The organism is Thioclava sp. F34-6 (assembly GCF_002213235.1).
Classification (GTDB): domain Bacteria; phylum Pseudomonadota; class Alphaproteobacteria; order Rhodobacterales; family Rhodobacteraceae; genus Thioclava; species Thioclava nitratireducens.
Map to the genome: position 1 here is coordinate 447,787 of NZ_NBOA01000003.1, position 20,883 is coordinate 468,669.

18 protein-coding genes are annotated in these 20,883 nt (G+C 65.2%); 9 read left to right on the forward strand and 9 right to left on the reverse strand.

Annotation, left to right across the window (positions count from 1 at the left end):
- Positions 1-18: 18 nt before the first annotated feature.
- The 5 genes from purF to B6V72_RS08360 form a co-directional block, all read right to left on the reverse strand.
- Positions 19-1,497, reverse strand: a complete 1,479-nt coding sequence (purF, locus tag B6V72_RS08340) for an amidophosphoribosyltransferase (protein ID WP_075776081.1) — start codon at positions 1,495-1,497, stop codon at positions 19-21.
- Positions 1,498-1,603: 106 nt separating this feature from the next.
- Entirely contained in the window at positions 1,604-2,215 is a 612-nt protein-coding gene (locus tag B6V72_RS08345; protein WP_075776080.1) for a CvpA family protein, read from the reverse strand.
- Between the two features lie 22 nt (positions 2,216-2,237).
- Complete coding sequence (gene radA, locus B6V72_RS08350) at positions 2,238-3,602, reverse strand: DNA repair protein RadA (protein ID WP_088735312.1); 1,365 nt, start codon at positions 3,600-3,602, stop codon at positions 2,238-2,240.
- A 4-nt stretch (positions 3,603-3,606) separates the two neighbouring features.
- Positions 3,607-4,422: an alpha/beta hydrolase gene (locus B6V72_RS08355; RefSeq protein WP_075776078.1), complete on the reverse strand. Its 816-nt coding sequence runs from the start codon at positions 4,420-4,422 to the stop codon at positions 3,607-3,609.
- Positions 4,423-5,022, reverse strand: coding sequence for a 2-hydroxychromene-2-carboxylate isomerase (locus B6V72_RS08360; RefSeq protein ID WP_088735313.1), 600 nt, complete (start codon positions 5,020-5,022; stop codon positions 4,423-4,425).
- 111 nt (positions 5,023-5,133) lie between these two features.
- Between B6V72_RS08360 and B6V72_RS08365 the strand changes: the two genes are divergently transcribed.
- The 5 genes from B6V72_RS08365 (at position 5,134) to B6V72_RS08385 (ending at position 8,699) form a co-directional block, all read left to right on the forward strand.
- Positions 5,134-6,153 carry a ribose-phosphate pyrophosphokinase gene (locus B6V72_RS08365; RefSeq protein WP_075776076.1) on the forward strand — a complete coding sequence of 340 codons (1,020 nt, stop codon included), beginning with the start codon at positions 5,134-5,136 and terminating at the stop codon, positions 6,151-6,153.
- A 124-nt stretch (positions 6,154-6,277) separates the two neighbouring features.
- On the forward strand, positions 6,278-7,123 hold the full coding sequence (locus tag B6V72_RS08370; protein ID WP_088735314.1) for a DMT family transporter: 846 nt from the start codon (positions 6,278-6,280) through the stop codon (positions 7,121-7,123).
- 102 nt (positions 7,124-7,225) lie between these two features.
- Positions 7,226-7,825: a superoxide dismutase gene (locus tag B6V72_RS08375; RefSeq protein WP_075776074.1), complete on the forward strand. Its 600-nt coding sequence runs from the start codon at positions 7,226-7,228 to the stop codon at positions 7,823-7,825.
- Between the two features lie 191 nt (positions 7,826-8,016).
- On the forward strand, positions 8,017-8,244 hold the full coding sequence (locus B6V72_RS08380; RefSeq protein WP_088719011.1) for a hypothetical protein: 228 nt from the start codon (positions 8,017-8,019) through the stop codon (positions 8,242-8,244).
- Positions 8,244-8,699, forward strand: coding sequence for a host attachment family protein (locus B6V72_RS08385; RefSeq protein WP_088735315.1), 456 nt, complete (start codon positions 8,244-8,246; stop codon positions 8,697-8,699). The genes B6V72_RS08380 and B6V72_RS08385 overlap by 1 nt, the downstream gene beginning before the upstream one ends.
- 221 nt (positions 8,700-8,920) lie before the next feature.
- On the opposite strand, the gene B6V72_RS08390 is transcribed toward B6V72_RS08385, so the two are convergent.
- Positions 8,921-9,766: a DUF1206 domain-containing protein gene (locus B6V72_RS08390; RefSeq protein ID WP_075776071.1), complete on the reverse strand. Its 846-nt coding sequence runs from the start codon at positions 9,764-9,766 to the stop codon at positions 8,921-8,923.
- Between the two features lie 133 nt (positions 9,767-9,899).
- On the opposite strand from B6V72_RS08390, the gene rarD reads away from it, so the two are divergent.
- Positions 9,900-10,841 (forward strand): EamA family transporter RarD, encoded by a 942-nt coding sequence (gene rarD, locus B6V72_RS08395; protein ID WP_088719009.1) that lies wholly within the window; start codon positions 9,900-9,902, stop codon positions 10,839-10,841.
- On the opposite strand, the gene B6V72_RS08400 is transcribed toward rarD, so the two are convergent.
- A complete protein-coding gene (locus B6V72_RS08400; protein WP_088721883.1) occupies positions 10,827-11,381 on the reverse strand; it encodes a TIGR00730 family Rossman fold protein in 555 nt (184 codons plus the stop codon). The genes rarD and B6V72_RS08400 overlap by 15 nt on opposite strands.
- Before the next feature lie 135 nt (positions 11,382-11,516).
- Between B6V72_RS08400 and B6V72_RS18975 the strand changes: the two genes are divergently transcribed.
- Positions 11,517-13,079: a LysM peptidoglycan-binding domain-containing protein gene (locus B6V72_RS18975; RefSeq protein WP_146696183.1), complete on the forward strand. Its 1,563-nt coding sequence runs from the start codon at positions 11,517-11,519 to the stop codon at positions 13,077-13,079.
- Between the two features lie 137 nt (positions 13,080-13,216).
- Positions 13,217-15,064 (forward strand): ABC transporter ATP-binding protein/permease, encoded by a 1,848-nt coding sequence (locus B6V72_RS08410; RefSeq protein ID WP_088735316.1) that lies wholly within the window; start codon positions 13,217-13,219, stop codon positions 15,062-15,064.
- A 158-nt stretch (positions 15,065-15,222) separates the two neighbouring features.
- Here the strand turns inward: B6V72_RS08410 and B6V72_RS08415 are convergent, their stop codons facing one another.
- Together B6V72_RS08415 and B6V72_RS08420 are read right to left on the reverse strand one after the other, a co-directional pair.
- A complete protein-coding gene (locus tag B6V72_RS08415) occupies positions 15,223-18,777 on the reverse strand; it encodes an efflux RND transporter permease subunit (protein WP_088735317.1) in 3,555 nt (1,184 codons plus the stop codon).
- The gene (locus tag B6V72_RS08420; protein ID WP_088735318.1) at positions 18,774-19,952 is read right to left on the reverse strand and encodes an efflux RND transporter periplasmic adaptor subunit; all 1,179 of its coding nucleotides are present in this window, start codon (positions 19,950-19,952) and stop codon (positions 18,774-18,776) included. The genes B6V72_RS08415 and B6V72_RS08420 overlap by 4 nt, the downstream gene beginning before the upstream one ends.
- 196 nt (positions 19,953-20,148) lie before the next feature.
- On the opposite strand from B6V72_RS08420, the gene B6V72_RS08425 reads away from it, so the two are divergent.
- The gene (locus B6V72_RS08425; RefSeq protein WP_088735319.1) at positions 20,149-20,826 is read left to right on the forward strand and encodes a hypothetical protein; all 678 of its coding nucleotides are present in this window, start codon (positions 20,149-20,151) and stop codon (positions 20,824-20,826) included.
- Positions 20,827-20,883 lie beyond the last annotated feature (57 nt).

Below are 20,883 nucleotides of genomic sequence, written 5' to 3' on the forward strand. Positions count from 1 at the left end.
ACGGAAAGCGCCGCGCGCTTACTCGGCCGCCTTCATCTCGAAACCCTTTTCCAGCTGATCCGAAGGCGTGATCGGATACTCGCCGGAGAAGCAGGCATCGCAATATTGCGGGCAGGAATTGTCGCGGCCCTTGGCCTCGCCCACCGCGCGATACAGCCCGTCGAGCGAGATGAACTTGAGGCTGTCCACGCCGACCCATTCGCGCATCTCTTCCTCGGTCATCTGCGCCGCCAGCAGCTTGTCGCGGTTCGGCGTGTCGACGCCGTAGAAGCACGGCCATGCGGTCGGCGGCGAGGCGATCCGGAAATGCACCGATTTCGCGCCCGCATCGAGGATCATGTCCTTGATCTTGCGCGAGGTGGTGCCGCGCACGACCGAGTCGTCGACAAGGACCACCCGCTTGCCGCGAATGAGCGACTTGTTGACGTTCAACTTGAGGCGCACACCCATGTTGCGGATCTGCTCGGTCGGTTCGATGAATGTGCGGCCCATATACTGGTTGCGCGTAATCCCGAGCGCGAAGGGGATGCCGCTTTCCTGACTGTAGCCGATCGCGGCGGGGGTGCCGCTGTCGGGCACGGGGCAGACCAGATCGGCCTCGACCGGGGCTTCGCGGGCCAGCTCGACGCCGATGGCGCGACGGGTCTCGTAGACCGAGCGCCCGCCGATCATGCTGTCGGGGCGCGAGAAATAGACATGCTCGAAGATGCAGAAGCGCCCGGTCGAGGGGCCGAAGGGACGCGAGCTTTCGATATGGCCGTCCTGAATGACCACCATCTCGCCCGGATCGATCTCGCGGACGAATTCCGCGCCGATGATGTCGAGCGCACAGGTCTCGGAACTGAGCACATAGCCATGTTCGCCGAGCTTCCCCAGCACCAACGGGCGCACGCCCAGCGGGTCGCGCACACCGATCAGCTTGGTGCGCGTCATCGCGACGATGGAGAACGCGCCTTCCACGCGGCGCAGCGCGTCGGCGATCCGGTCGGCGTGCTTGCGCTGGATCGAGCGCGCCATCAAGTGGATGATGCATTCGCTGTCGGACGACGACTGGAAGATCGCGCCGCGCTCGATCAGTTCGCGGCGCAGCGCGTCGGCATTGGTGAGGTTGCCGTTATGCGCGACCGCGCAGCCACCCATCGAGAACTCGCCGAAGAAGGGTTGAATGTCGCGGATCACCGCCCCCTTGGAGCCTGCGGTGGAGTAACGCACATGGCCGATGGCGATATCGCCCGGCAGCGTTTCCATCAGGCTCGACTTGGTGAAATTGTCCCGGACGTAGCCGAAGCGGTGAGCGGAATTGAAGCCGGTTGCGGCATCATGCGCGACGATACCGCCCGCTTCCTGACCGCGGTGTTGCAGGGCGTGCAGACCAAGAGCCACGAAATTCGCGGCGTCGGAAATGCCGACCACACCAAAGACGCCGCATTCTTCCTTGAGCTTGTCGTCGTCGAAAGGATGGGCGAAGTGGGTCTTCTGGGCGGCGGGGCAGGACATGGCATCAGCTCCGTATGACGCAAGGGGAGGGCGCTTGCGCTCATTTATATGCAAACGCGAGAGGTGTTAACCCCTCGCGCCTGCAAAAACCGTCATGTGGCTGTCATCAATTCGCCGTTGCCGGGGGCAATTCGTCCGTCCGGGCCGGGGCATCGGCACCCGGAGGCGCGGGGCAGGCGGCTACGAGTTGCTCGTAGCGTTGCACGATCCAGCCGGGCGCATCGGCGGGCATCGATTCGTCGAGCTGTCCGGAGGCGCGCGAGAACACCTTGGCCGAGCGCGAGTCGTCGACCACTGGCACGGGGTCGTTGCTCATCACGCGGTCGTAGACCACGAAGGCCACCGCGACGAGGATCACGCCGCGCACCACGCCGAACAGGAAGCCAAGCCCCTGGTCGATCCCGCCAAGGGCCGAGCGTTGCACGGCGGAGGCGAACAAGGGCGTCAGGATCGAGAACACGACGAGCGCCACGGCGAAGACCACCGCGAAGCCGCCGATCATGCCCAGCTCGCAGCTTTGGCCGATGAACTTGTCGAGGCCGGGGATCTGCTGCACCAGAGGGCGCGCCTCGTTGGCGAAAATGTAAGCGACGATCGCCGCCGCGATCCAGCCGACGATGGCCAGCGCCTCACGCACGAAGCCCCGCGAATAGGCGAGGATCGCCGAAAGAATGATGACGACCGCCACGATGGCATCGACAATGGTGAACCCGTCCATTTTCGCTCCTGTGTTCTCGGCGTTATCCGGCGCCGAACATCTCCCCGGTAAAAGTCACGAGATCGCCCAGCTTGCGCAGGGACATCCCGCTCGACCCTTCGGCTTTCGTTCCCGAGGGTGCGATCGATTGTGAAAAACCAAGTTTCGCCGCTTCTTTCAACCTGTTTTCCGCTTGACCCACGGGACGCAGCGCACCCGACAGGCTGATTTCCCCGAAAATCACCATGTCCGCTGGAAGCGCCACATCTTCGCGCGCACTGAGAAGCGCGGCGGCCGCGGCGAGGTCGGCTGCGGGCTCAACCACCCTCATCCCGCCCGCGACATTCAGGAACACGTCGAGCCCCGCGAAGGGGATGCCGCATCGCGATTCCAGCACCGCGAGAATGGTCGAGATCCGCCCGCTGTCGAGCCCGACTACGGTACGACGGGGCGAAGCAAGCGTGGAGGGTGCAACCAGCGCTTGAATCTCCGTCAGCACCGGTCGCGTGCCTTCTATTCCTGCGAAAACCGCCGATCCCGGCGCGGGTTGGCCGCGCTCCGACAGGAACAGCGCCGAGGGGTTGGCGACCTCGGCCAGACCCGCCCCGGTCATCTCGAAGACACCGATCTCGGAGGCCGGGCCGAAGCGGTTCTTCACCGCGCGCAGGATGCGGAACTGGTGGCCGCGCTCGCCCTCGAAATAGAGCACCGTGTCGACCATGTGCTCGATCACGCGCGGGCCCGCGATCTGGCCTTCCTTGGTGACGTGACCCACGAGGATGACGGCGGTGCCGCGCTTTTTTGCGAAGCTCACCAATTCGTGTGCGGCGGCGCGCAGCTGGCTTACCGAACCCGGTGCACTGTCGACATTGTCCGACCACATGGTCTGGATCGAATCGATGATGACGAGGTCGGGGCGCTCGACTTCCAGCGTCGTCAGGATGTCGCGAAGCGAGGTTTCAGCGCCCAGCCCGACCGGCGCGTCCGCAAGGCCCAACCGTTGCGCGCGCATCCGCACCTGGCTCGCCGCTTCCTCTCCCGAGATATAGAGTGCCTTCACGCCCTTGCGGGCGAAGCTGGCGGTCGCCTGCAGCAGAAGCGTCGATTTCCCGATGCCCGGATCGCCACCCACGAGCACCGCCGAAGCCGCCACGAGACCGCCGCCCAGAACCCTGTCCAACTCCTCCATGCCCGATTTCACGCGGGCGGGCGGGGTTTCCTTGGTGTCGAGCGCGGTGAGCGGGATCACCTTGCCCTTAGCGCCTTTCATCCCGGAGCCGGGCGTGGTCGAGATCGGGGCTTCCTCGTGGATGGAGTTCCATGCGCCACAGGCGTCGCAACGCCCGGACCATTTGGCATGCGTCGCGCCGCACTCGGCGCAGCGGAAGATCGCGGATTGCTTGGCCATGAGGTCAGCTGCGTTCCAGATTGGCGGCGATCAGGCTCGCGCATTGTTCGGGATGAGTGGCTGGCAGCATATGGCCCGCGCCCTCGACGCAGGCGACGCCCACATCGGGCAGGCGCGCGGCAATCGCCTCGGCCACTTTCGGCATCGTCGGCGGCGAGCGGTCGCCATGGATGATCATTGCGGGCGCGTCGATCTGCTCGATCCCGTCGGGCCGTGCTATCTGTGCCGGATCCGCGAAATTGGCGCGAGAGATATTCTCGACCATCGGCATGCACGCGGTGAAACGTTCGCGCTGCGTTTCGGTATAGCTGTCCCACGGCTGGCCGGTGCCCCAGTCACGCATGAAGCCGCGTGCGGCCGGCTCGTAATCGCCCGCTTCCATCAATTGCTCGAAGTGATCCTGCTTGGCGCGCAGGTCCTGCCAATCCGGGTCGTCCTCGGGCAGCGCCGCGAACAGCACCGGCTCGATCAGCGTCAGCGAGCGGACGGCCTCTGGCGCGCCGACCGCGATGCGCAGCGCAACCGAGGCGCCGAAACTATGCCCGATCAGATCGACAGGGCGCTCAATGAAGCTTGCAGCGATCCGTGTCACCTGCGTCTGGAAGCTCCCGGGCTCGCTCGCATCGCCGCGCCAGGGTGCGGATTGCCCGTGGCTCGGCTGATCGAAGGCGGTCGCCGTGATCTGCTGGCCCAACGGCATCAGCGCCTTCGCCCAGAGGTTCGAACTGCCGAGCGTGCAATGGATCGCGATAGCCGGACGTTCGCCCTGACCGAAGCTCTGCCAGAAGACTTCGGCCCCTTGTCGTTGGTCGCGCGGCATTCAGAGCGTCCCCAGGTAGTCGTCGAGCAACTCCAGGTGATCCTGCCCCCAGAACCGCTCATCGGTGTCGGTGACGATATAGAAGGGCGAGCCGAACACGCCGGCCTCGACCGCGTCCTCGAGGTTCTTCTCGTAGGTGACCGCGCCGTCGAAGAGGCCGGCGGTCGCCAGATTGCCGTCGAAACCGTTGGCTTCCAGCGCCTCGCGGATCACCTCGTCCGAGGCGATGTCCTTGTCCTCCGCCCAGCAGGCGCGCAGGATCGCGTTGACCAGCCCGCCGACATCGCCGCCGCCCGCTTTCTGCGCCGCGATGATCGCATAAGACGACGGTGCGGGGTTCGGCGGATAGCCGGGAGGCGTGTAGTTCATCTCCATCCCGAGCCGCTTCGACCAGCGCTTGAGCTCTTGCATCCGGTATTCCATCCGGCTCTGGTGACGCTGCGCCGGGCGCACGCCGCCGGTGCGGTCGAACAGGCCCAGAAGGTCGAGCGGTTTGTAAGTCACGTCAGCGCCGTGACGCGCCGCGATCTCTTCGAATCGCGGGCCGCCGAGATAGGCCCACGGGCTGAACGTGCCGAAATAGTAGTCGATCCGTGCCATTCATAACACTTTCTTGACAGTCGAAATTGCCGCCACGCTACCCCGGTGCTAAGGCAGGCGCAATCAAGCGAATCCCGCCGGGGCTGCCCGGCGTCACGAAGGAACTGGCCCATGTCCGTCGTCACCGAACCGAAGCTCATCTCCGGAAATTCCAACAAACCGCTCGCGCAATCGATCGCGCGCCGCATGTCGATGCATCGCGGCATGTCCGTCGGTTTGGTGGATGCGCGGGTCGAGCGTTTCAACGACGGCGAGATTTTCGTCGAGGTTTTCGAGAACGTGCGCGGCGAGGATATGTTCATCATTCAGCCGACCTCGAACCCGGCCAATGACAACCTGATGGAGCTGCTGATCATCACCGACGCGCTCAAACGCTCCTCGGCAGATCGCATCACCGCCGTGATCCCCTATTTCGGCTATGCCCGTCAGGACCGCCGCACCAAGGCCCGCACGCCGATCTCGGCCAAGTTGGTCGCGAACCTGCTGACCGAAGCGGGCGTTGACCGCATCCTGACGCTCGACCTGCACGCAGCCCAGATCCAGGGCTTCTTCGATATTCCGGTGGACAACCTCTACGCCTCGCCGGTCTTCGCGCTCGATATCCTGCACAACTTCAAGGGCCAGACCGACGATATCATGGTCGTCTCGCCCGACGTGGGAGGCGTGGCCCGCGCCCGTGAGCTGGCCAAACGGATCGACGCGCCGCTCTCCATCGTCGACAAGCGCCGCGAAAAGGCGGGCGAGGTCGCGGGAATGACCGTGATCGGCGACGTGAAGGGCCAGAAATGCATCATCGTCGACGACATGGTCGACACGGCAGGCACGCTGTGCAAGGCCGCCGACCTGCTGATCGAGCACGGCGCGACCGAGGTTCACGCCTATATCTCGCACGGCGTGCTGTCGGGCCCGGCGGTCGAGCGGGTGACCAATTCGGCACTGAAGACGCTGGTCATCACCGACTCGATCGAGCCGACCGAGGCCGTGAAAGCCTGCCCGAATATCCGCATCGTGCCGACCGCGCCGATGTTCGCACAAGCGATCCTGAACACCTGGTCGGGCACCTCGGTGTCCTCGCTCTTCGAGACAGACACGCTCGTCCCGATCTACGAGGGCATGTACACTCGCGACTGAGCGGTCGCGCCGCTGGACGCGCCGCGCTCGCTTGTTTGGATCGACCCGGGGTACATGCTCCGGGTCATTTCATTTCGTCGGAAAGCCCGATGGACATCGGCGCATTCCGCGCCATTCTGGCGGCATGCGCCTTTTCGCTCTCACCGCTCTCGTCATGATCGCTTTCGCGGCCAATTCGGTGCTCAACCGGATGGCGGTGCATGATGCTGGCTGGGGGCCCGCTGCGACGGGCTTCGTGCGGCTCGCCTCGGGGGCGCTTGTTCTGCTGCTTCTCGCGATGCGGGCGAAAGGAGTGCGGGGCCTGCGTCTGCCAAGGGCGGTTCTGAGCGCCGGGGTCGCGACGCTCGCGCTCTATATCTTCGGGTTTTCCATCGCGAGCGGGCTGATCGACGCTGGCGTCGGCGCGCTGACGCTGTTCGGGATGGTGCAGATCACCATGTTCGCGGGGGCGCTGTGGCTGCGCGAGGCGATCTCGCTCTGGCGCTGGATCGGGGCGGGGCTGGCCTTCGCAGGGCTTATGGTCCTGCTCCTGCCCGCCTCGGGCGACGCCCATATCGATCCGCGCGGTTTCGCGATGATGGCGCTCGCCGGGATCGGATGGGGGCTCTATTCGCTCAACGGGCGGCGCACGCGCGATCCGCTGGTCGCGACCGCGCTTAACTTCGCGCTGGCCACACCGCTGGCGCTGATCTGGATGCTCGGCGCGGGCGACTGGGGGCAGGGCGCAAGCTGGGGCTGGGCGCCCGCGATCCTCTCGGGTGCTGTGACCTCGGGGCTGGGCTATGCGCTGTGGTATCGCGTGCTGCCGCAAATCCCTGCGAGCCTCGCCGCGATCGCACAACTTTCCGTGCCTCTGATCGCGGCGCTGGGCGGGGCGGTGCTTCTGGCCGAAATCCCGTCGGCGCGCTTCTGGCTGGCCGCGGCGCTGGTGATCGGCGGCATCGCGCTCTCGCTGCGGCGGAAAACCTGAGCACAACCGTCGGATGTTCGCCGCGGAAACGTCTTGACCTCGGAACTTCCAGCGCTTCTTTAGTGTTTGACGTACGAACCTTCGAACTCAAGAGAGGACATCATGGCTTTTGAACTTCCCGATCTTCCCTATGCCCACGACGCACTCGCGGATCTCGGCATGTCGAAGGAGACCCTCGAATATCACCACGACATTCACCACAAGGCCTATGTCGATAACGGCAACAAGGCGATTGCCGGTACCGAATGGGAAGGCAAGTCGGTCGAAGAGATCGTGAAAGGCACCTATCAGCCGAACGCCGTCGCGCAGAACGGCATCTTCAACAACGCCTCGCAGCACTGGAACCACACCCAGTTCTGGGAAATGATGGGTCCGGGCAACTCGGCCATGCCGAGCGAGCTGGAAAAGGCGCTGACCGAAAGCTTCGGCTCGGTCGACAAGTTCAAGGAGGACTTCGCTGCCGCGGGCGCTGGCCAGTTCGGCTCGGGCTGGGCATGGCTCGTGAAGGACAGCGACGGTTCGCTGAAAGTGACCAAGACCGAGAACGGCGTGAACCCGCTGTGCTTCGGCCAGACCGCGCTTCTGGGCTGCGACGTGTGGGAGCACTCCTATTACATCGACTTCCGCAACAAGCGCCCGGCCTATCTGTCGAACTTCCTCGACAAGCTGGTGAACTGGGAAAACGTCGCTTCGCGCATGTAATCTCCGCGAAACGAGCGAATTGGAAGGGCGTCCCGTGGGGCGCCCTTTTTCTTTGCGCGCTTCAGGACGCCCGTTTGTGAGCACGTTTGTGTGCCGGGGCGATTGCCGGGACGGAAAGACCGCTAAGCAGGAACCGCGACGCCGCCGGATCGGTTTTCTTGACAGAAACCCGTAACCAAGAGGAGGATACGATGGCTGAACGCATTCGCTCCAATGACGGCAAGCGCGAAACCGAAGAGGTCCTCGGCGAGAAGCCCGAGAATATCGAGACGCCGGAAGGGCAAGGCAGCTCGGGCGGGAACCTGAACCGCAAGGTCGGCACCCGCGATGAGAAGAAGCAGCTCGACGAAACCTCCGCAGGCACGACGCGCCCGCTCGGTGGCGACGAGCGAGATAGCGGCGAAAAGGAGAAGATGTGATGAAGAAACTCTCCAAGGGTACTTGGGTCGTCATCGCGGATGGCGAGAAGGCGCTGTTTCTGGAAAACATGATGGATGACGAGGATCCGAACCTCGTCGTGCGGCGCGTCGACGAGCAGGACAACCCGCCCGATCACGAGCAGGGCACCGACAGCCCGGGTCGGATGGCTGATGACGGCCCCGGCCAGCGCTCGGCTTTTCAGGAGACGGACTGGCACGAACTGGCGAAGATGCGCTTCGCTGACGATCTGGCCGAACATCTTTACAAGATGGTCCACAAGGGTCGGATCGAGCGGCTGGTGATCGTCGCGGCACCCCGTGTTCTGGGGGGAATCCGTCACGCGCTGCACAAGGAAGTCGCCGACGTCGTGGTGGCCGAGATCGACAAGACGCTGACCAATCACCCCCGCGACGAAATCGAGAAGCTGGTGAAAGAAGAGCTTGCGACCGTCTGATCGCGCCTCGCTGCGATTGACAGACAAAGCGCCGCGCGGTTGTTCGCGCGGCGCTTTTTTTGATGGGGCTTTCCCTAAGGAGCGCTGCGGGGAAGCGGCGAGACCCGCGGGAGGTCAGTGACCGGGCCTGTGATGCGGGCACATCGCGCGCGCATCGGCAGAGCGCAAGAAAACGCCGCGCGAGATGGGCGCGGCGTTCCGTCGACGGGGCAGGGCGCGCCTCAGTCGTCGCTCTCGAGGCTCTGCTTGAGCGTTTCGATGTCCGGGTCGCTGGCACGCGGCACGATCCGGTAGACCGCGTTGACGAAGCAGAATACGGCGAAGCCCAGCAATCCGACGCAGATCGCCCCGGTCAGGAATTGCCCGAACGGGTGGCCCCGCACCCAGTCAAAGACCTTGCCCAGACCACCCGCGCTCGACGGATCGTAGCGGTAGGCGGCATAAACGATAAGCGCGCCGATGATCGCGACCACTACGCCCTGCGCCGCAAGCCCCGCCTGCAGGACGAAATTGGCGCGGCGGGTGACTTCGTTGGCCATCAGATGCTTCAGATAGGCCTTGGTGAGCCCCTTGTAGAGATAGTAACCGCCAGCCCCGATCACGATCAGGCCGATCACGCCGAGCGCGATACGACCCATCGGCGCGCTCAGGATCGTCGAGACCAGCTTGTTCGTCCCGCCATCGCTGCTCGCCCGCGCGACGAGCGCCGTGACCGCAATGCCGCCGATGCCGAGATGGACGAGACCGCTGACCACGAGGCCGATACGGGCGATCCACCCCTTCATCTCGGAGCCATAGGCCTCAAGATCCCAGACCGCGTCCACCACGCGCCAGATTGCGTAAGCCGCCATGCCAAGGGCAATGCCGACGAGCACCACGGCGCCCCAGCCGCTTGAGAGCTTCTCCATCACCTGTTTGGTGCCCTCGGCGCTGCCGCCATGAAACAGCGACCAGAGCGAGACACCCGCGACGACGAGATAGACCAGACCGCGCCCGCCGTAGCCTGTGCGCATTACGGGCACTGCCCAAGCGAAATCGTCGGGATCGTGGCTGTTGGTGGCGGACATTGGCGGTCTCTCTCGGCGTTGTGAATTGACGCAGACCCAATGCGTGGACAAGCGCACAGGTTCCGCCGCACCGTGGTCTTTCCTTTCGCCCGCCGATCGGTCAGGGTCACGCGGTTGAGAGAAGGGAATTTCGATGAACGAGGCGGTCAAAGGCTTCTGGGCGATGGTGACGACCTGCGTCATCTGGGGGCTGTCGGGTCTCTATTACAAGATGCTCGACGGGATGCCGCCGATCGAAGTGCTCGCCCATCGCACCTTATGGTCCTTCCTGTTCTTCGCCGTGATCCTCGGGTTGAAAGGCCGCCTCGGCGAGCTTTGGGCCGCGCTGGCCGAACGTCGCGGGCGCGGGGCGTTAGTGATCGCGACCGCGGCGTTTATGATATCGGCCAACTGGTTCACCTTCATCTGGTCGGTCCATTTCGGCCACGCGGTTCAGGCGTCGCTCGGCTATTACATCTTCCCGCTCGTCGCCGTCGTTCTCGGGCTGATCGTCTATCGCGAGGCGCTGAGCACGCGGCAATGGATGGCGGTCGCGCTGGCCGCCACGGCGGTCATCGTCCTGACGATCGGGCTGGGTGTCGCGCCATGGGTTTCGCTGATCCTTGCCGCGACCTTCGGCACCTATGGGCTGATCAAGAAGGGGTTGCGCGCGGGCGCGATGGTCTCGGTCTGCGCCGAGGTGCTGCTGCTCTCGCCAGTCGCGCTGATCGTGCTCTGGGGCTATCACGCGGGATGGTGGGGCAGCGCGCCCGGCGCGGGCCATTTCGGCGGCGATTGGAAGACCACGGTTCTTTTGATCTTCTCCGGCCCGCTCACCGGCACGCCCTTGCTGCTGTTCGCCTATGCGGCGCAGCGGGTGCGGATGGCAACCGTGGGTCTGGTGCAATATCTCAACCCGACGCTGCAATTCGCGGTGGCGACGCTGGCCTTCGGCGAGACGGTCACCATCTGGCACGCGATCGCGCTGGCGCTGATCTGGACGGCGCTCGCGCTCTATTCGAGCGCCAATCTGAAGATGCGCCGACCGCAGCCGGCGGCACAGCCCGCGACGCAGCGCGGTTTAGGCGAAAGCTGAGACGAGCGCGGTTTCCAGCTCCGCCACGCTATCGACCGTCACCACCAGCTCGCGCAGCGACGGATCCGCGAAGCCCTGCTCGATGATATGGTCGATCAGGGACCCGAGCGGCGCCCAGTAGCCCTCGGTGTTGAGCAGGAAGATCGGCTTCTCGTGCAGGCCAATCTGACGCCATGTCAGCACCTCGAACAGCTCGTCGAGCGAGCCCGCTCCGCCCGGCAGTACCACCACCGCATCGGCATTCATGAACATTACCTTCTTGCGCTCGTGCATCGTCTCGGTGACCACGAATGTGGTCAGGTCGCGCTTGCCGACCTCGCGGGGGAAGAGATGCTCGGGGATCACGCCGAAGGTGCGCCCGCCCGCGGTTTGCGCCGCGCGGGCGACCTCTCCCATCAGCCCGACATCGCCCGCGCCATAGACCAGCTGCCAGTCGCGCGTGGCCAGCATCTCGCCGGTGTCTCGCGCCGCTGCCGCATAAGCAGGCTTCGCGCCCGCACGCGAGCCGCAATAGACACAGACGGAACGGGGAATGGTCATGACGGTGTCTCCGGAAATGCATTGTTATTGAGCGGTGATACCGGGGTTGCTAAGTTCCCTCAAGGGATCGGGTCACCTAGCCGCAGATAACAACAGGCGGCAGGGCCCTGGGGATGACGTTAAGGCGGGACTTAGATGAATGAAAACGTAACGGATCAACCGGCCGGGGGCACCGGGCTCGGTGTGGTGAAAGGGGGGGCGGCGGCGCTGCTCCTCGTGATCTTGGGGCTGGTGCTTTGGGGCGTCCTGCGCCCGGTGGAGCGCGAAGGGGCGCAACCGTCGGGCACGGAGACGACTGCCGCGACCGGTTCGGCCGAGGCTGATAAGGAGGCCGGCGGTGTGAATGCGGCGGCGAACAACGCAGCGCAAACCGCGCAAACGGGGAGCGCCGATGCGACCTCCGGGACCGCTGCGCCGCAGACGCAAAGCGCGGAGACGGTGGCGCAGGAGGCTGAAGAAGCGGCGAGCGCCGCGGCGCCGCTGGCCCAAGAACCCACCGACAAGCTGGTTGAAACGGTCAAGGATCCGGGTGCGGAGGCCGCGTCGGGAAGCTCTGCCACGGGCGCGGATATGGCGACTGACGGCACCACCGCGAAGGCGGCACGTGACGGTAAGCCGCTCGCCCAGGTGCAATTCGACGCGCTGCGGGCCGCACCCGACGGCTCGGTGACGCTCGCCGGGCGGGCGGAGCCGGGCGCGAAGCTCGATATTCTCGTCGACGGCAAGGTCGTGGCGAGCACGCAGGCCGATGGCGGCGGCAGCTTCGCCTCGCTCTTCGATCTGCCGCCCGCCGACGGCCCGCGCGCGCTCTCGCTGCGGGTCACCGGCGCGGATGGCTCCGCGCGCGACAGCGCCGAGACCCTCGTGCTGCGCGGACAGCCGAAAACCGAGAGGATTGCCTCTGCAGAGCAGAGCGTACCCTCCCAGACGCCCGTTGGGCCGGCTGCGGACGGTGCGACAGATAGTAGCGCCGATGCGACGGCCTCGGCAGCAGATGGTACGGCGATGAGCGGAAGCGCCGCGACCGGGACCGATGTTGGCACGTCCGCCGGAACTGCGACCACGACGCCCGCTACGGCGACCGAGGCGACACAATCGACGCCCACGCCGCCCGCAGCGCCGCTCATCGCCGATGCAGACGGTGCGCGGCTGCTCGCCCCGAAAAGCGATGACCTGGTGATCGACACGATCTCCTTCGGCTCGGGCGAGGTCGCACGCAGCGAAGGCCGTGGCGCACCCGAGGGCACGACGCTCAGCGCCTATCTCGACGACACGCTCGTCGCCGAGGCGCAGCCGGGCGCGGATGGGCGCTGGTCGCTCGACCTGCCGGGCTTGGGCACGGGCGAGCATAAATTGCGGATCGATGCGCAGGACGCCACGGGCAAGGTCGTCGCGCGGGCCGAGACCGGCTTCGACCAGCCCGACGAAATCCTCGTGGCGAATGCCGCCGACCCGACCGGTGCGCAGGCAGCCTCCGTGCGCGCGACCGGCGAGGTCGGCGACGCGGTGAAGGTCGTGCAGATCGTGAAGGGCAATACGCTTTGGGCGATCGCGCGCGAGGTCTATGGCGACGGGTTCCTCTATGTCCGGGTCTTCGACGCCAATCGCGACCAGATCCGCGACCCCGACCTGATCTATCCGGGGCAGGTCTTCAATATCCCGTCGCCCGAGACGGACGTCTCGGGGGCTGCGCAGTAGCGCACACACCGCTTGCATGGCTGGACTCCTGCGCGCCGCCGAGTAGGTTGCGCGCAGGTTTGACCCGTGGAGGGGCGCTGCCCGCTCCCTGACGGGAGCCCCCGGGATATTTTCGTCAAGAGGAAGAGGAGGGCGCGATGCCTCCGGCACAGATCACGACCAAGGGCAAGATGAATGCCGAGGAGCGCGCCCGCGGTTGGCGCACGATCCGCGCGGTGCTGCCCTATCTCTGGGCGCATGAAGCCCCGTGGGTGAAGCGGCGTGTCGTCTTCGCAATGGTGATGCTGGTCTTCGCCAAGATCATCTCGGTCGCAACGCCCTTCGTCTATCGCGAGGCGGTCAACGCGCTCTCGGGCGAGGGAACCTCGGCGGCCTGGGCACTGGGCATGGGGGCGGTGGCGATCACCGTGGCCTATGGCGTCGCACGGCTGATGACGGTGGCCTTCGGCGAGCTGCGCGATGCGATCTTCGTGAAGGTGGCGCAACGCGCGCTGCGCCATCTGGCGCTGCAGACCTTCACCCATATGCATCAGCTCTCCTTACGCTATCACATCACCCGCAAGACCGGCGGCCTCAGCCGGATCATCGAGCGCGGGGTGAAAGGCGTCGAGTTCCTGCTGCGCTTCATGCTGTTCTCGGTCGGCCCGCTGATCGTCGAACTGACGCTGGTGGCGATCATCTTCGCGGTCGTGTTCGACTGGCGCTACGCGGCGGTCGTGCTGGTCACCATCGCGGCCTATATCAAGTTCACCTTCAAGGTCACCGAGTGGCGCGTGAACATCCGGCGCGAGATGAACAAGGCCGACACGGCGGCGAACCATAAGGCGATCGACAGCCTGTTGAACTTCGAGACGGTCAAGTATTTCGGCGCGGCCAAGCGCGAGGCGGACCGCTACGACGAGTCGATGAAGGGCTACGAGACGATGGCGGTGAAGACCGGCCAGTCGCTCGCGGCGCTCAATGCCGGCCAGACGCTGATCATTACGATCGGGCTGGTTACGGTGATGGTCATGGCCGCGATGCAGGTGCAGGCGGGTACGCTGACGGTCGGCGATTTCGTCATGGTGCAGGCCTACATGATCCAGATCACCATGCCGCTGGGCTTTCTCGGCACGGTCTATCGCGAGATCCGGCAGGCGCTCGTCGATATGGGCGAAATGTTCGATTTGTTGCAGCAACCGGCCGAAATTCAGGACAAAGAGGGCGCGGATGTTCTGAAAGTGAAAGGCGGGCATATCAGTTTCGACCGGGTCGAATTCGCCTATGACCCGACGCGGCCGATCCTGAAGGGGATTTCCTTCGACGTGCCTGCTGGGCAGACCGTGGCGCTGGTCGGGCCCTCGGGCTCGGGCAAATCGACGATCGGGCGTTTGCTGTTCCGCTTCTACGAGGTGACTGGCGGTGCGATCCGCATTGACGGTCAGGACCTGCGCGACGTGACGCAGGAAAGCCTGCAGCAATCGATCGGCGTGGTGCCGCAGGATACCGTGCTGTTCAATGACACGATCCGCTACAACATCGCTTACGGCCGCGCCGATGCAACGGACGAGGAGATCGTCGCGGCTGCGAAAGCGGCGCGGATCCATGACTTCGTGACCAGCCTGCCGGAAGGCTATGACACGGCGGTGGGCGAGCGCGGTCTTAAGCTTTCGGGCGGCGAGAAACAACGGGTTGGCATCGCGCGCACGATTCTGAAGAACCCGCCGATCTTGTTGCTCGATGAGGCGACCTCGGCGCTCGATACCCAGACCGAGCGCGACATCCAGATGAGCCTGAAGGCGATGGGCGAGGGGCGCTCGGTGATCACCATTGCGCACCGTTTGTCGACGGTGGCGGATGCCGATCAGATCCTCGTGCTCGACAAGGGCGAAATCGTCGAACGCGGGCGCCACGAGGAGCTTCTGGCGCAGCGCGGGCGGTATGCCTCGATGTGGGCGCGGCAATCGGCGGAAGAGGAAGACGAGGCGGAGCAGGGGGCGGCGTAACGCGTGAAGGGCGGCGCCTTACCCTTGGGTAGGCGCGACCATCCCGACGAGGCTTGGCGCTTTATCGCGAAAGTCCGTAGGTCGGTCGTGCCTGCGATGACATTGCCAATGCGCCCTCCCGGAGGAGGGTCGGGCGCGGCCCGGGCGTTTTCGCGGGTTCACTCCGCCGCGTCGGGCCGTGTCACGAGATGCGGCTTCACGCCGCCTTCGGGCGCATCGTCATCCCAGATGATCTCGCGGCCACGCATCTTGCGCATCGCGCGTTCCAGCGCCAGATCGCGTGCAGCCCGGCTGTCAGCCCCTTGCATCAGCGCCGAAAGCGCGCGCGTCGAGCGGTAGGCGCCGGTCTTGAACCAGACGCGAAGCGCAAGCAGCGCGGGCGTCAGAACCAGCGTCAGGACAGTCGCGGTGCCGAGCCCAAACACCACCGCCGTCGCCAGTTGCTTCCACCAGAGCGCCGTCGGGCTGTCGATCGAATAGCCGCCATTGAAGAAGTCGAGCGACAGGCCGAACATCATCGGCGCGAGCCCCGCCATCGTGGTGATCGTGGTCAGCAGCACGGGCCGAAGACGCGCCTCAGCGGTGCGGATGATTGCCTCGATCTCGGGCATGTAGCGCGAGAATTCCTGATAGGTGTCGATCAGGATGATGTTGTTGTTCACCACGATCCCGGCCAGCGCGACGATGCCCACGCCGGTCATGATGATCGAGAATTGCTGGCCCATCACAAGCATCCCGATCAGCACGCCTGCCGTGGACAGCACCACCGCGAGCAGCACCAGTACCGAATTGTAGAAGCTGTTGAACTGCGCGAGCAGGATCACGAACATCAGCGCCAGCGCACCCCCGAAGGCGGTCATCAGGAAGTCCTGACTCTCGTTTTGCTCGACCAGATCGCCTGACCATTCGTAGCTGACGCCCGGCGGCAGCGCGGCCTCCGTCTCGAGCCACTTCCCAAGCGCCGCGATCCGCTCGTTGCTTGTGATCGGCTGCCCGTCTTCGTTGGTGAGCCCTTCCCGAACGCCGGCCTTGATGTCGTAGAAGCGGGTCTGGTCGATCCGATCGATCTGCCCGATCTTCGGCTGCGGCGTGCGAGTGATGAAATTCGCAAGCGGTACCAGCCCCTCGGAGGTGCGCAGCTTCAGCGTATCAAGTGTCGACAGCACCCGGTCTTCCTCGGGCAGGCGCACGCGAATCTCGATCTCTTCGTCCGACGATGGTACGCGCATCGTGTCGAGCAGGATGCCGCGCGTGACCAGCTGCACCATGCCGCCGACGGTCGCCACATCCGCGCCGAAGCGGCCCGCGCGAGTGACGTCCACGTCGATCACCCAGTCGATACCGGGCAGGGGGCGCGTGTCTTCGATGTCGGTCACGCCTTTCATCTGCGCCATATGCGCCTCGACCTTCCGCACCGCTTGATCGAGCGCGGCGAAATCATCGCCCTCTAGCCGCAGCTGGATCGGCTTGCCCGAGGACGGCCCGCGATCCTGCGCGAGATATTCGGACTGGATCCCCGGGATGGTGGCGATCTTTGCCATGATCTTCTCCATCACCACATCGCCATCGAGCGAAGGATCGTTCTTGCGCTCTTCCCAGGGGATCATCTCGATCTGTATCTGGCCGATCGTATCGCGCGGGGTCTGCGCGCCGCCGGTGTTCTGGTTCAGCCCGCCTTCGCCCGCGAAGGAGAAGACCGCGCCGACGCCGGGCGTGCCGATCACCATGTTCTCGGCTTGCTGAAGGAGCGCGTCCTTCTCTGTCAGCGAGAGGTTGCCGCGACCGCGGATATAGACGATCGCCTGTTCCACCTCGCTATCGGTGAAGAATTGGGTGCCGTTATTGTTCTTGCCGTAATAGCCGAAGGTCATGAATACGCCCGCCACGATCACCGCGACCACGATCAGCGGCATCACCGGATTTCCTGCGATGGCGGCGGTGAAATGCCCGAAGGGGCGGCGGCGATACCCCGCATCGATGGGCTTCGGTTTGCCTTGGGGCTTGGCCGCCGTGAAGGTGATCGAGCTGAGCATCGCAGCGAGCACGAAGAGGATCACGCCGGGCAGCGAAGCCAGCAGATCGCCCGAGGCGGTATGCGTGCCCGTGAAGAAGGCCGGGTTGAGCGTCAGCAGCGCGCCGAGGAACACGAGTGCGGCGGAGACCACGGCCAGAAGCAGGCGCAGCCAATAGGGGCGCCCTTTGAGGTGCGCGGCCCCGTTATCCAGTCGTCGGCTCACGCGGCCCGCGACGCCGCCCACGACAGGAAGATAGATCAGCGCCACGACCAGCGACGCCGAGAGCACGAAGATGATCGTGACCGGCAGCATGCCCATGAACTCGCCTGGCACGCCCGGCCAGAACAGCATTGGCAGGAAGGCGCAGAGCGTCGTCGCGGTGGAGGAAACGACCGGCCAGAACATGCGTTTCGCGGCTTCCGTATAGGCGGCCATCGGGCCGGAGCCCTCGGAAATACGCTTGTCGGCATATTCCACCACCACGATCGCACCATCGACCAGCATTCCCACGGCGAGGATCAGGCCGAACATCACGATATTCGAGATCGGCACGCCCATCGCGCCCAGCAGCAGGAAAGTCAGCAAAAACGACGTCGGGATCGCGAAGCCCACCAAGAGCGCAGAGCGCGTGCCCAGCGTTGCAAGCACCACGATCATCACCAGCGCGATCGCGGTCAGCACGGAGCCTTCGAGCTGGCTGACCATTGCGCCCACGGTTTTCGACTGATCAAGCGAGATGCCGACATCGACCGCGCGTTGCAGTGGCTCGGGCCACTGGCTCTCCGCCTCGGCCACGGTCTTTCGCAGCAGGTCCACCGTGTCGATGACGTTGTAGCCCTTGCGCTTGACGATCTGCAGCGCCACCGTCGGCTCGCCGTTGAAGCGCGCGGTGCCGGTGCGATCCTCGAATGTCAGGCGGATATCGGCCAGATCGCCGAGCGTCACGACGCTTTCGCCGTTCTTCTTCACCGGCAGGGCGTAGACATCCTGCGCGGTCTCGAAGGTCGCAGGGATCTTCACCGAAAACGCGCCGCCATCGGTCTCGACCTCGCCCGCCGCGATCAGCTGGTTGTTGGCCTGGACGACATTGATCAACTCGGGCGCAGTGACGTTATAGGCCTCTAGCTTCAGCGGATCGATCACCACTTCCAGCATCTCGTCGCGCTGGCCTGCGATTTGGGCTTCCAGCACTGGCTCCAGCCCCTCGACCTCGTCCTGCAACTCGCGGGCGAGCTTTTGCAGGGTGCGCTCGGGCGCATTGCCCGACAGCGTCACCACGACGATCGGAAATTCCGAGAAGTTGATCTCGTTGATCGAATATTTCTCCGCGCCGTCGGGGAATTTCGCTTCGGCGGTGTTCATCGCGTCGCGGACATCGGCGAGGATTTTGGTCTTGTCCCAGCCGAAGTCGAATTCGAGCATGAGCCCCGCGTAATTCTCCTTCGCGATGCCGGTCATCTTGTCCAGACCGTCGAGCCCGGCCAGTTCGGTCTCCATCGGCTTGACCAGCAACTTCTCGGAATCGGTGGCCGAGATGCCGGGGAAGGGGACCGAGATGAACAGCATCGGAATCTCGATATCCGGCTCGCCCTCCTTGGGCAGGCTCAGATAGGCTGTCAGTCCCGCGAGGATCGAGATCGCCACGAAGGCGATCACCATACGCGCGCGCGCTGCGGCCCAATCGACGATGCCGGTCATTGCGCGGCCCCGTCGGTGGCGTCTGCGGCACCGCCATCGGTTTGCGGGGCGGGCGTCATGGGGTCGGGCGTGTCTTTGGCCGCATCGCCCGGCGCGTGATCGACGAGGGTCACGGCCACGGGCGAGCCCTCGGTGACGTAGTCCTGCCCGACCACGATTACCGTGGCGCTTTCCGGCAGGCCCGCCAGCCAGACGCCCTCGGGCGTGTCGCGCAGGAAGTCGACCGGGGCGAAACGGGCCACGCCGTCCACCGCCAGCCGCACGCCCAGCTTGCCCTGATCGTTCAGTGTCATCGCGGAGGCGGGCAGGAAATGTGCCTTGGTCCCGTCGGCGGCGACGATCATCTCGACCGTCTGCCCTTCGCGGATTGAATGGTCGCCATTGGGCGCCTCGGCTTCGATCCGGAAGGTGCGCGTGGCGGCATCCGCCGATTGCGAGACAAAGGTGACCTTGCCCATCACCTCGCGCCCGGTCGCGAGCCGTGCGCCGACCATCGCGCCGGCCTTGACCCGGTCGATCTCTGTCTCAGGGACGTAGCCCACCAGCTTGATCGGATCGAGCTGGATCACGGTGGCGCAAAGCCCGCCCGCCGAGAGTAGCGAGCCGAGTTCAGCGGTATCTTCCTCGATCAGCCCGGCGAAGGGCGCCGTGATTTCGAGCCGCGCCAATTCGGTCTGCGCGGCCTCGACGGCGGCGGTAGCCGCTTCGAGCGCCGATTGCGCGGAAGCGGTTGCGGTTTCAGAGCGGTAGCCGCCTTCCTTCAGCCTCTCGGCGGCGGTGGCGTTCAGCCGGGCCTCGGTCAGCCGTGCCTGCGCCTCGGTCAGTGCGGCCGGGCGCGTGCCGGGGTCGAGCTTGCACAGCAGTTGTCCCTTTTCGACCTGCGCGCCTTTGCCCAGCGGTTCGGAAATCACCTTGCCCGTCGTCTCGGCGCGCACTTCGACGCGGCGCGCAGCCTCGGTCTGCCCGCGCGTCAGAACGCCTTGGTCGAGCGGCTGCGCGGTCGAGACCATCGCCTGCACCGGCACGGCGGGGGTGCCGGTCTCCTCTACCTGCTGCGCTTTCTCGGCAGGCGTCGCGGCATCGCCGAGATAGCCCATCAGGCGGTCGCGCTCGAACACCAGAAGGTAGAGCGCGACAAGAACGAGGATCGCGTTGAGGATCGGGACCGGACGCATCGGCGGGCTCCTGTAAATGGGCGCGGCGTTCCGCCTAAATGGGGACTGAACCGCAGAGTTCAACTTACCGAGAGCGAGGCGTGATCTCAAGGCTTGCATTCCTCAGCGATGCGCGGACCGGAGCGGTCCGTGCGGCCCTTGGCAGCGCCCGGGGAGCCGTGTAAGAGGGGCGCCAAAGCTACGAGGAGACCCGCGCGTGAGTGATACCGACAGTTTCATCGACGAAGTCACCGAGGCGGTGCGTCAGGACAAGCTCTGGGCGGCGTTCAAGAAATGGGGCTGGATCGGCGCGGTGATCATCATCGCGATCGTCGGCGGCACCGCCTGGAACGCGTGGCAGAAGGAAAAAACGCAAGCCGAGGCGCGCGCCTTCGGCGATAAGGTGATGGCTGCCGTCAACGGCGACACCACGGGCGCGGACCTCGCGAAGATCACCCCCGACGGTCCGGGCCGCGCAGCAGTTCTCAAGATCATGCAGGGCGACGCCGCGATCGAGGCGGGCAAGCCCGACGAGGCGATCAAGTTCTTCGATGCGGTCAGCGCCGAACCGGGGCTGCCGGCTTCGATCAGCGATCTCGCCAAGCTCAAGGCGGTGATCGCGGCGGGCGACAAGATGGACGCCGCCAAACGCGACGCGACGCTGCAGGAACTGGCCACCCCCGGAGCGCCTTACCGCCTTCTGGCAATGGAGCAGCAGGCGGCGGCGGCCCTGTCCTCGGGCGACAAGGAGGGCGCAATCTCGATCGCTCAGCAGATTCTTGAGGACGCCGGCCTCACGCCGGGCTTGCAACAACGCGCGACAGAGTTGATTGTGGCGCTGGGTGGCGAAGTGCCGACCCAGCCGGGGCAGGGCGCTCCGGCACTGCAAGAGTAAAGGGTTGAACCGGCGCGCCTTTCGGATGCGCAGGAGCTGCAAGAGAGCCGAGACAGG